Here is an 11,731-nt window from a genome sequence, read left to right as displayed (position 1 = left end):
TAGTACATGTACCCCCATCAAAAAAATGAGAATATGGAGGGTTTATTTTTGTATGGCTTTTTTACTATTGTGTTTTCATACAAAAAAGCTGTCTTAATGACAGCTCCGATCTTCAGCTAAAGCACCCGTTAGCGTAAGAACGAATAAGAGAAGTGATAGGATTATTTAAAAATTTAGTTTTTGACGTTTTAATACAAAATATTTTTCTTAAGAGCACTGCTGGATTACAAAAAAGTGCTTATAGTACTCCAAAGTGCGTACTTCTCAAGCGTGATTTCTTGATGCAAAATAACAGTGAACAAAGCATATTACAGAAGGAGCTGAAACACTATGAATAATGAATCTCTATCAACACGCAAAGTCGCCTTGGTCGTAGGCGCAAATGGTGTTATCGGACGCAACCTTATTGATCACCTCATTACTCTCCCTGACTGGGACGTAATCGGCGTATCGCGTCGAGGCGGAGAGTCTGTCGGCCGTGTCCGGTATGTGGCTGCGAATCTACTCAATATAGACGACACCCGCGAGAAGCTAAACAGTTTAACTGAGGTAACACACATCTTCTATGCCGCATATCAGGACCGTCCAACTTGGGCCGAACTTGTTCCTCCCAACCTCTCCATGCTAGTGAATACCGTAGAGGCGATAGAACCAATCGCGCCGGGTTTAAAACATGTCAGTTTGATGCAGGGATACAAGGTATACGGCGCACATCTCGGCCCATTCAAGACCCCTGCTCGTGAGACAGACGCTAACCATATGCCACCCGAGTTCAATATTGATCAGCAAGAATTCTTAGAACAAAGGCAAAAAGGAAAGGCTTGGACTTGGTCGGCGCTCCGTCCTTCTGTAGTCTGCGGTTTCTCGCTTGGAAATCCGATGAACCTCGCCATGGTTATTGCGATCTACGCCTCAATTTCGAAGGAGCTTGGACTTCCGCTACGGTTTCCGGGCAAACCAGGTGCCTATGACAGCCTCTTGGAGATGACAGATGCGGGGCTTCTCGCGAAGGCAACAGTATGGGCGGCGACTGAAGAGCGTTGTGCTAATCAGGCATTTAACATCACGAACGGCGATCTTTTCCGTTGGAATGAATTATGGCCGAAAATCGCTCACTACTTCGGCTTGGAGACGGCTCCTCCGCTGCAGATGTCACTGGACGTTGTCATGGCGGACAAAGAGCAACTTTGGAACAAAATGGTCAAGAACCATGGGCTTGCTCGGCATTCCTATCAAGACGTATCCTCCTGGCGATTCGGTGATTTCGTGTTCTCTTGGGATTACGATTTCTTCGCCGACGGAACTAAGGCCCGTCGCTTAGGTTTTCACGAATACGTCGATACCGAAGCGATGTTTATAAATATCTTCGACGACTTCCGCAAACGTAAAGTTATCCCATAAACAAAAAGCCGGCCTAGTATATCAGGTCGGCTTCTTATTTGTTATGTACGTCTTCAAGCTGTGGATTGGCTAGAACGGTAGCCCTTCCCCCGTACTTTCTCTCTAAATGCGAATCCCCCCACCTACACATCAGATGCAGCATCTCCTTTAGACTCCAGCCGTAGTCTGTTAACTCATATTCGACTTTTGGTGGAACCTGATTGTAAGAAATGCGCAAGATGACGTCTTCCTCTTCAAGCTCCCGAAGTTGCTGCGTTAACATTTTTTGAGTAATTGCGGGTATTAAGCTTTTCAATTCATTGTTGCGTTTCTTTCCAAATGTTAGATGAAAGAGAATTGCGGGTTTCCACTTTCCTCCAATCACCTCCAAAGTTGCCTCTACCGCAGTGTTGTAAATCTTATTAGGATCCTTCATTACACACCTTACCTCCCTTTTAAGAATATTCCGACACAGATCACTGGTATACATCATATGAATTGGAGCCATTAAATATCCGTTTTTGAACATTATAACTGCCAGCAAAATATTGCGCTATCCTGCCCCGTTAATTGAATATTCTTACGATTGATCTCTTCTCTTATTCAAGAATATGGCCCAATTTTGAACAAAGGTCAAACAGCACTTTTTAACTCCCTCAGTTTGATACGAATATTTCTCGAATGCTCACTTATTCGCAGGATTTCATAACCCTTGTAATTAGTCTTACGGTAAATGAAATGAGTTCAAATCAGTTAGGCTTCGTGAAGGCATAGTTAAATAAAGGAGCCAGCTTCCACGCCATATTTTTCTATGTAATGTACATCTCCACGCCACTCCTGGAGGCTTTCCCTCCATGTCTCAACGGGTCAATTGCCCTCTCATTCCTTCGTCATGCCTATCCACGGGGTGGAAGGCCAGTTATGCTAACCTGATGGGTCACAGTGCCCTTCAAGGAACCTGTTACTTCGTAGATATTCTACGAATAAGACAACATTCAAAATTAAAGTTAACTATTTTAAAAGGATACATTTCATATAACTAATGTTTTCTGTTTCATGATTGATTTCATTTTCCTTCGAATAGTTTTAGTTTTCCAGCGTAAAAGATATCTCCTTGAATTGTTGCTTGAACGCCTTTTCCCACGATATTTTTGAATAACTTGCCATTTTTAGGCTGAATTCCTTTTTCCTTTGCATATCCAACAATCGCTTTGGCTATAGAAAATGCAATGGCAGTAATGGCACCTGCTTTTTCTAAGAACGTGCCACTTTTAATTAAGACTCCATTCTCCGCAAGCGTTCCCAATGGCTGATACGATCGCAACAGGCGTAGAAATTACCAAAGCACAAGGACAAGCTACAACTAATAGTTCGAATCCCTTATAAAACCAGTCTCCCCAAGTGCCGAATCCAAGAAGTGGAAGGCAGCACCTTAATTGCCAAAGCTAAAATAAATACGGCTCTGGTGCAAACCTCTAATATTGTCAAAATATAAACAAAAATATAAGTTAAATTACCACATTATAGTCTTACATTCCATAAAAATTTTGAATATTTCTTACTCGAAAAAAAACTGCTCGCATATTAGGTAATATTAATTTTGAGTTAGCTGTCCAAATCATTTTACACCAGAACCCTGTATCGCGCTGTGGATTCTGAAGGAAAAACAATTTACTTTTATTTAAGTAAATCAAGAGATACCAAAGCAGCCAAGCGCTTTTTTCAAAAAAGCCTTGGCTGTTTGTCATTCTACAACACCACGTGTCGTTAGGGTAAATAAAAATCCAGCGTATCCTTTAGCCATGAGCCAGTTAAAAGAGGAAAAGATGATGCCTGAAGGTGTTAAAATCAGACGAATTCGGTAACTTAACAATCTAGTGGAACAAGATCACATAAAGAAGCGAGTCCGTTCTATGCTAGGATTAAAAAAGTTTCGACAGCTAAACAAATCATCTGTGGAGTGGAGATGATGCAAAGGACAACTTCAACAAGGGGTGAAGTCTGTTCAAAGCGTTGAATTCATACATAAATTATTTCGAGCAGCCTCATAATTCATAGATGAAAAGGATATTGAGATTCTAACAGGTCATATTTGCACCGGAACCATCTGTTGGAAGTTCATTGGTTCCAATCAGCAATCCCAAAAAGATATTTTCTTTACTAAGTATTCATTTTCTAAAAAAACTATGTTATTAAGATACTGTATGTTAAATCAATAACACTATTTTTAAAAATCATTAAACCAGTAAAAATATCCTGAAAGTAGGGAAACTTACTAGAAGAAAAGTGATAAATTGTTTCTACCTTTATACTTGTACTTGATCAGGTTTTACTTTCCCATCAGTGAGATAATGAAATGCAGATGAAATAAACAACTTCCCAATTTGCAGAATAGATTTTTCTTCTACATCAAACATTGGATGATGATGCGGATACTCATGTCCCCCGCCAACATGGAAAAAAGTACCCGGCACTTTTTGTAAATAATAAGCAAAATCTTCACCACCCATTGCCTGTGGAATATGGATTACTTTTTCTTGGCCAAAAAGATTATTCGCGAGTTCCTCCACTCTTTTCGATTCTTCTGGATGGTTCCAAAGGGCAGGATAACCTCTACGATAATTATATTTTGAGGTTGCACCAGCCCCTTCACATGTTGTTTTAGTTATTTCTCCAATCGTTTTTTCTATTAAGTCTCTAACATCTTCATCAAATGTTCGAACTGTTCCAGTAATTTTTCCCGTTCCGGGAATAACATTAAATGTTTGCCCACTATTAAATGAACCGATAGTCAATACAGCTGGTTTTATTGGGTTCACACGGCGACTTACAATTTGTTGTAAGTTCAACACTAGCTGGCAGCCTGTTACAAGAGGGTCCACACTTAAATGCGGCATTGCCCCATGTGCGCCTTTTCCATAGATCTCAATTTCAAAAGAATCGTAAGCAGCCATCGAATAACCCTCACGTACACCTACGGATCCTGTTGGAAACGTGGCTGCTACATGAGCCCCATAAATGACATCCACCCCTTCCAGACAATCGTCTTCAATCATGAATTTCGCTCCTCCTGGAAGCTGCTCTTCAGCAAATTGATGGATAAATACAACATTTCCTTCGATTTTGTCCTTCACTTCACTTAATACTTTCGCTACTCCAAGCAAAGCAGCTGTATGAATATCATGTCCGCAAGCGTGCATGACGCCGGGAATTCGAGATTTATATTCTACTTCTTTTTCATCTTGAATTGGAAGAGCATCAAAATCTGCCCTTAATGCTACTGTCTTGCCCCGTTTGCCTCCTTTTAGAAACCCGACTACACCTCTACCACCTACACCTATTTTTACTTCTATTCCTAAAGTTGATAAAAAGGCAGCAATCTTTTTTGGTGTGTTTTCTTCCTTAAAGGATAGTTCAGGATACATATGTAAATCTCTTCTAAAGTTCACTAGGTCTGGATACAGTTCTTCCAATCTGTCAAATAAGTTTTCTAGCATGTTAAAAGCACCCCTTTATATCATAAAATTAATAAGACGGTTTTATAACTACCATTTTGAATGAAAAAGTATTATGTTTTAAAAAAAGCTGATTTATGAAATGGGCTGGATCGAAGCCATTTTCCCTTGCTTAAAATGCTATTCCAGCATATTTTTTCAATTTGCTAGGGGTATATTTCACTTTGCTTTAACCCTTTTCCTTAATAATAGTTATTGGACTGTTGCATTTCTATCTGGGTATTGTTTCGAATGATTATTGGTATTAAGCGTTAGTCCGACAAGTCCTGCAAAAATAGTTGATGCAATCAAGAACCAGAATGCCGCATCATAGGAACCATTGAAAGCACCGATTAAAAATCCAATAGCAAGAGGAGCTACAAACCCTGCAATCTGACCTCCAAAATTAATGGTTCCGATCGCCGTTCCAATTACTTCTGTTGGAAGCAATTTATGAGGGAGAGCAAAAACTGTCGCTAATACAAATGATTTAACGACACTTATCAAGATTGAAAAAGTAATGACAAGGGAAACTGTTGGAGCCTTAAACATAAAATAAAGAAAGACAGCCGTTAAGACGGAACTTGCAACTAAAAAAATTTTTTCACGCCCAGTTATCTTATCTAAAATCCAACCGCCCATAATAGTTGCAAATCCCCCAACAATGGCAGGCAATGCCAATAGCATACCTGATGACATCAAATCAATATTTCGTACTTTAACTAAATAAGTTGGCATCCAGGAAGCAAGTCCCCAGTTAACAATACCGATTCCAAACCAAATGACGATTAACTTCCATACTACTTGCATTTTTAATAAGTCTCTTACTGGTATTACTTTATTTTTAGAAATTTGCACTTTTTCCACTTTTGCTTCTTTTAATTCTTTTACTTCAGAGCGTGGGCGAATAAACAACCAAAATAGAACAGCAACGACAATCCCAAGTACACCGGTAATAAAAAACATGTTTCTCCAGCCATGTGCAACAATTAGTGGTGTCGCAAGAATCGGTGCCAGCGCCCCGCCAAAATAATTCGAAGACATAATCGATGACGATGCCCTTGCCCTTTGCTCCTTCGGAAACACTTCAGCAACTGTCTTTTGACTGGCAGCAGGATAGCCTCCTTCACCTAGTCCAAAAAGAAACCGGATCACGATTAAAGAAAGCATCGACCACGCAAATCCTGTTAAAATGGTGAATAAAGACCATAAGACGACCGACCAAATGAGCACTTTCCTAGAACCGAACTTATCTGCCAACCATCCGCCAGGAATTTGCATGAGTGCATATCCTGCGAAAAAAATGCTAAGGACAGTCCCGTAAGCTTCTGGGCCCAACTGAAACTCTTCACCAATTTGCACCATTGCAATGTTAATTGAAACTCGATCAAGATAAGAGACCATCCAACCAAGAAATAAAAGTGCAAGAATTATTATTTTGTTTTGTCCATTTCCCACTAACCGTTCCATTTTTGACCTCCCATTGCTTTTTAAATAATAGTAGCCTCTGGTTACAATCTAAGAAGAATCTATTTTGAAACGGTTGATTTGCGACAAAGTGCTAAATAAAAATTCGCAGCACAACTCACGTATTGAAATTTTATATTATTCAGAATATTATTACAATGTAGGTTTCTAACGTTTATATTTATGATATGTGTAAATTTTTACACAAAAGGAGGGAAGGAATAAATTGAATATATATGAAAAGATACTTGCCTTTTTCAATACTAAATATATAGACACTTCTTATCAGATTTGGATACGCAAACCACTAGAGGAGAATTTCAATTTAGCTTATAAACAGGGTAAAGAGGATATTGAAAAATTGCCATTAACTGAAATAGATTATGAGCAATCTAAGCTTTTGTATGAAGGGGGAGATACCTATCTGTCATTTTCCTATTTGGAAGATTATCAGGTGATCGTTTGTGTGTTAGATAAAGAGTGTTTTTTCAATGTTAATGAGCTCGACCATTTATATCTGCTTTTTTACTATTTTTTCACACATGAGATGTTCCAAGTAAGAGAGAACGAACTTGAAAAACTAATGGAAGGCATGCAATCTATTAGCTCATCTCTTGATCTGGATGAATTGCTGACAAAAATAGTCGGGAATGCTCTTGCAGTTATTACTGCTGTAGATGCAGGATATTTACAACTTTATGATGCTGAAATTGAACGGTTAGTTCCAAGTGCATCGGTTGGTTTTAACCAGCAGATTCAATATTTTAAAACAAAAATTGGTGAGGGAATTACTGGAAAAGTCTTTATGGATGGAAAAGCCAGAATTCTCAACTCTAATGAAGAAGTTATAAACGAAATGTTTGTTAACAATATGTCAAATGAAAATTTATTCTACATTTCTTCATCCGCGATAAGCTTGGATGTGAGAGCAATCATGTGTGTACCCGTTTCAATTGGGAGTAAGCGAATTGGAATAATGATTGTTCATCAATACGATACAAAAAGAAGATTGACAGAGCGTGACTTGAATTTACTACAAGGATTTGCGGATCAAGCAGCGGTCGCCATTGAAAATGCGCGCCTATACACAAAAGTGAGAATGAGTTTAGAAGAAGTTACTAAATTGAGTAATCAATTAAAGGAGAGAAATCAATTTCTTTTAAAAAGAAATGAAGTTCACGAAACGTTAACAAAGCTTTCACTGCAAAATGAGGGAGTACAAGCTATTATTATGGAATTAAATCGAATGTTAGATACCCAGATTGTTTTTGCTGATTTTTTAGGAAATGAGTTTTATTTCAATAAGCCAGATCAAATTCCTCCGTTAAGCATTGACGAAATATCAATTTTGTTCTTTGAACGTCAGTACCCTGTTTATATTGATGTATATGATCAACAAGCATACAGATATTTTATATACCCCATCATCAATAGAACCGTTTTCTTAGGTTGCTTGATCATTACTCTTCTTAGACCTCTTTCACATCTTGAGCGAATTACCATTGAGCAAGGAGGCTCAACCCTTGCATTAGAATTGGCAAAACAGCATACATTGACTGATGTGTATTACAAAAAGACACATGAATATTTTACCGAGTTATTAGAATATAAAGAGCCAGAACTACTTTTAACAAAAGGGAAAGAACTTGGTTTAAATATGAATTCTATCATGTTTGTCACCTTATTTAAAATAAGATCCTATCAAGATTTGCAAGTTTTAGAAGCTATTATTCATCGATTGGTCTCGATTATTAAACAACAAATGGCTAGAACCGAAAAGATCGTTTATGGCTTTCATAATAAAGTTACACTTCTAATTTCTTTATCAAGTGCAGATCATATTTCTTCAATTACTAAACTGCTTGATTCAATCATTAAAGAATGGAACAGAAAAGACGGACCGACATTGAGTGCCGGAATCGGTAATTCTTATTATGGTGTTGAAAATATCCGGAAAAGCTATGATGAAGCTGGTAAAGCTCTAACGTATTTAACAGAACAGAACAGGCCTGGTATGATAAGATATGGAGAAATTGGACTTAATCGCTTTTTCTTAAATCAAAAGCCCGAAGAAATAGAAAGGTTTTTGAACGAAATATTTTCACCATTATGGTCTCATAAAGCAAAGAAAAATGAATTAGAAAAAACATTGTTAGTCTATACAAATTCAAATCGTTCTGCAATACAGGCAGCCGAAAAATTACATATTCATATTAATACACTGTACCAACGTCTAAAAAAAATTGAAGAAGCCTTAAATCTAAGTTTCAATAACACTGAAGATATGTTGAAAATTGAGTTAGCCTGTCACTTGAAGAGAACTTTTAATGCATAGAGATGAATTTTTTTAAAAGTTTCCTTTTAAAGTCTAAGCTTAAAACAACGTTCAAAAGGTCGGTGTTTTTCAATATATACATTAAGGGGTCCTACCGATGGAATTACCCCATGCCCTTAAAATCATACCTCTTGGGGTTCCTGTATCAAGCTAAGTTAAAATTATACCGTCAAAAAGAAAAAACGCTATGCTAATCGTAAGAAGTTTACGAGAAAGGATGGTGTTTTTATAATGAATCCTATCATTTCAAATGAACTGAATCTTTTCGCACAAGATCTACAATACTTTTTATGGTTCTGGTGCAAAAACTACTCGCTACAGACCTAGAGTATCAATTCCTTTGAATGGCTCTAACTTATGAAGCTAATCCAAATAATTTATGGGTGAATTTTTTTTGGTTTTGCGCAGACTTTTCCCCTTGATGTACCTGCTTCATTTTAATCATTGCTTCGCTTCTATACCACTCAATATGTAAGTAGCTGTACGAAATGATTTTAACCCTAACATCGAACGAACTTATTTGTATGCCTTCTTTTAACTCTTGAATCGCTACGAGATAGGCTGGGCATTTTTCATACCAATCACACCTCTTTTTTAGAGTAATAGTATCAGTATGTCCAAGATTTATAGATTATTGGCAATTGTCTTGAAATTTTCGCACCAGAACCGAACTTCTTATGACGCATAGTACGGCAAGATACAGAGAATGACGTAATCTGCTCGAATACGATTAATGGTTGCCGTAAACTTACCCTATGAGTGAACACTTGGATCTACTCCAGCGAAGGCATCCAGTTTTTTCGGATGATTAAATCGACCGATTTCACCAAATTCAGAGATAATCGTGGCCGCGATTTTTTCTCCGATACCGGGAATCGATTGATGATCTTATATTCTTCCAGTTCATTTGCCAGGGCAACTGTACGGTCTGCCAAATTAGAAAGGTGTCCCTGGTAATCAAAAAGTAACTCCATATACATAAGAAGATTGATTACGTGACTTTCATACACTTTTTTTTGAAATGGATTTTGAGATGCGGAGTCCATTATTTTTTTTGCTTTTTCCATGCCCATTGACCCGATCGGCTTGGACAAAACTCTATAAGACTCTCTGCTAGCTTACTTTCCCCGGCTGTTAATACCGCCTCTGAAGTTGGATATTCATTTAATATCAATAAAGAAACCCTTGAATATAGATCCCCGAAAACCTTCCTGTATTCAGGAAACACCTGATCTAAAATGGTGTGAAACTGAAGTTTGGCTTCCACATACATATTCGTTCTTATTCAGTTCTTTTTTCCATGCCAAAAAACCTTCCAAAACTCTTTTGGAAGGGTTTTATCTCTATACCAAAAAAACGTTATTTGGCTAAATCCAAAAGTTTTTTCAGCCGTTTTCATTTCCTTAAATTAAAATTAAAGTTATTCTACCTTAACCTTTATTTTATCAATGGCATTATACCCATAACCTTTCTTATTCCAAAAAGGTAAATTAGGTTGAATTTGACCAAATGAATCTGTTGCTTTGGATTTAATCGTGTACTCACCTTTTTCTGATATACTCCATTCGAAAGACCAACTAACCCATCCATAACCAACATTCTTACCAGGTAATATATCGGCATTACTCCATGTATAGCCATCATCAATACTAATTTCCACCTTGGTAATAACCCCTTTCCCTGTCCATGCAATCCCTTTGATTAAATGCACACCTGTATTAATTTTTTCCATATCCAGCGGTTTTTGGATAGTCGAATTGATATTTATTGCAGTGACAGGAAATGCATTTTGATCATTGTCTTTATTTGGATAATACATATAATCAATGGTTTGAAAAGGCCCAGTGAAAGGAGTATTAATAACACTTATCTGCTTTATCCACTTAACAGATGCCATTGCATACCACTGCGGAACGATTAATCTCAATGGATAACCATGTTTAAAAGGAATTGGCTGGGTATTATACTCATATGCAATGATTGTATCCTGATGCAGTGCTTTCTCGATAGGCAAACTCCTCGTGTAGGTGTAAACCTCATCCAGATCGGTCCTAAGGCCATAATCATATCCCTCCACGACAACTTCTTGTGCCCCTTCTCCTATTCCAGATATTTCAAGCAACGTCCGTAATGGTACACCTTTCCACTCCCCTTGACTAATGGCCCCCTTTTCCCATTGTTCTCCAAATGTTTTAGGTTCGAAGAGATTACGCTTGTCTCCCGAGCATTCAAGGACAACTTCAACCGTTTTGGATGGATATTGAAGAATATCTTGCATGGACAGCAGTAATGGAACTGATACTACTCCATTTATAGGAAGCCAATAGTTTGAATAAGAAATTGTCGGATAAGTAAAGTGGTTCCTTCTAAAAAATAATTGGTTTACCACACTATCATCATTGATGAATTGAATGGGTGTCTCCTGATTTTCCGGCAGCAAACTACGCGTAGTTAAATAGGGTCTCACTTTTTGAGGTTTTGTCATGATCCCCTCCCAATTAATATGAATCATTATTGATGTATACGTTCATTACTGCCCATTTCATCCTACACAATCTTGTTTAAATCCAGTTTGACTAATCTTACGACCGATCTTATTGATCATATTTGAATGGCTATTTGCTGTGTATTTCCTTGCAACAAATAAGGTAAGGAATCATTTAATTTCCAGTTCTTAGGATATTAATCCAATAGCACTTTTTAGCACTTTCGGTGCCTTTTTAATTCCTTCCGTTCCAATAAAACTGCTCGCACTAGCTATTATTATGCTTGAAGAAATGAATTTGACCACATAAAAAATTCCTGATCCAATAATTAGATCCAGGATTAAAAACCTTTTTATTGTTGAACCTTTTATTATATAAATAACGATTTGGTCGTTTTTCTTCATACTTAGAATTGTCACACCCTTATCTTTTTCTAAATGTTATGACAAAGAGGGGTTGTCATATTCTTCTGTATCTTGTCTTTACCATTTAATAAAACTGATTTTTGTTAGTGGCGGGCATAACAAGCTTCTAAAAAACATACCTTATTTGCTGCTATTTTGTGACGA

Annotated in this window: 6 protein-coding genes and 4 pseudogenes; 3 read left to right on the top strand and 7 right to left on the bottom strand. The window is 37.5% G+C overall.

Features of this window, described 5'->3' with window-relative positions; translation table 11 throughout:
* Positions 1-330 precede the first annotated feature (330 nt).
* Positions 331-1,401: an SDR family oxidoreductase gene (locus J7I96_RS24405; RefSeq protein WP_214768418.1), complete on the top strand. Its 1,071-nt coding sequence runs from the start codon at positions 331-333 to the stop codon at positions 1,399-1,401.
* Positions 1,402-1,435: 34 nt separating this feature from the next.
* On the opposite strand, the gene J7I96_RS24400 is transcribed toward J7I96_RS24405, so the two are convergent.
* Together J7I96_RS24400 and J7I96_RS24395 are read right to left on the bottom strand one after the other, a co-directional pair.
* Entirely contained in the window at positions 1,436-1,816 is a 381-nt protein-coding gene (locus tag J7I96_RS24400; protein WP_214768419.1) for a winged helix-turn-helix transcriptional regulator, read from the bottom strand.
* Positions 1,817-2,455: 639 nt separating this feature from the next.
* Positions 2,456-2,853, bottom strand: a pseudogene (locus J7I96_RS24395) (heavy metal translocating P-type ATPase); the annotation flags it as partial.
* 163 nt (positions 2,854-3,016) lie between these two features.
* Here J7I96_RS24395 and J7I96_RS24390 point away from each other — a divergent pair.
* Positions 3,017-3,431 (top strand): annotated as a pseudogene (locus tag J7I96_RS24390) (DDE-type integrase/transposase/recombinase); the annotation flags it as partial.
* Between the two features lie 255 nt (positions 3,432-3,686).
* On the opposite strand, the gene J7I96_RS24385 reads toward J7I96_RS24390, so the two are convergent.
* Positions 3,687-4,877: a M20 metallopeptidase family protein gene (locus J7I96_RS24385; RefSeq protein WP_214768420.1), complete on the bottom strand. Its 1,191-nt coding sequence runs from the start codon at positions 4,875-4,877 to the stop codon at positions 3,687-3,689.
* Positions 4,878-5,087: 210 nt separating this feature from the next.
* Positions 5,088-6,344, bottom strand: a complete 1,257-nt coding sequence (locus J7I96_RS24380) for an MFS transporter (protein WP_214768421.1) — start codon at positions 6,342-6,344, stop codon at positions 5,088-5,090.
* A 223-nt stretch (positions 6,345-6,567) separates the two neighbouring features.
* On the opposite strand from J7I96_RS24380, the gene J7I96_RS24375 reads away from it, so the two are divergent.
* Positions 6,568-8,676, top strand: coding sequence for a helix-turn-helix domain-containing protein (locus J7I96_RS24375; RefSeq protein WP_215048131.1), 2,109 nt, complete (start codon positions 6,568-6,570; stop codon positions 8,674-8,676).
* A gap of 355 nt (positions 8,677-9,031) precedes the next feature.
* Here J7I96_RS24375 and J7I96_RS28200 read toward each other — a convergent pair.
* From J7I96_RS28200 to J7I96_RS24365, 3 genes and pseudogenes are all read right to left on the bottom strand, one after another.
* Positions 9,032-9,192: pseudogene (locus tag J7I96_RS28200) on the bottom strand (IS6 family transposase); the annotation flags it as partial.
* A 157-nt stretch (positions 9,193-9,349) separates the two neighbouring features.
* A pseudogene (locus J7I96_RS24370) lies at positions 9,350-9,955 on the bottom strand (IS110 family transposase); the annotation flags it as partial.
* A 141-nt stretch (positions 9,956-10,096) separates the two neighbouring features.
* The gene (locus tag J7I96_RS24365; protein WP_215048129.1) at positions 10,097-11,161 is read right to left on the bottom strand and encodes a sulfite oxidase; all 1,065 of its coding nucleotides are present in this window, start codon (positions 11,159-11,161) and stop codon (positions 10,097-10,099) included.
* Positions 11,162-11,731: the final 570 nt, after the last annotated feature.

Origin of the sequence: Bacillus sp. ISL-78 (genome assembly GCF_018613455.1) — a bacterium.
GTDB lineage: Bacteria > Bacillota > Bacilli > Bacillales > DSM-1321 > Peribacillus > Peribacillus frigoritolerans.
The sequence above is the reverse complement of the archived record's forward strand: the minus strand, read 5'-3'. Positions and strand labels throughout refer to the sequence as shown.

What these genes read in the sequence shown, in the direction of transcription:
- J7I96_RS24380 (WP_214768421.1), bottom strand. Translation starts at nt 6,344, where the DNA reads ATGGAACGGTTAGTGGGAAATGGACAAAACAAAATAATAATTCTTGCA.
- J7I96_RS24365 (WP_215048129.1), bottom strand. Translation starts at nt 11,161, where the DNA reads ATGACAAAACCTCAAAAAGTGAGACCCTATTTAACTACGCGTAGTTTG.
- J7I96_RS24405 (WP_214768418.1), top strand. Translation starts at nt 331, where the DNA reads ATGAATAATGAATCTCTATCAACACGCAAAGTCGCCTTGGTCGTAGGC.
- J7I96_RS24400 (WP_214768419.1), bottom strand. Translation starts at nt 1,816, where the DNA reads ATGAAGGATCCTAATAAGATTTACAACACTGCGGTAGAGGCAACTTTG.
- J7I96_RS24385 (WP_214768420.1), bottom strand. Translation starts at nt 4,877, where the DNA reads ATGCTAGAAAACTTATTTGACAGATTGGAAGAACTGTATCCAGACCTA.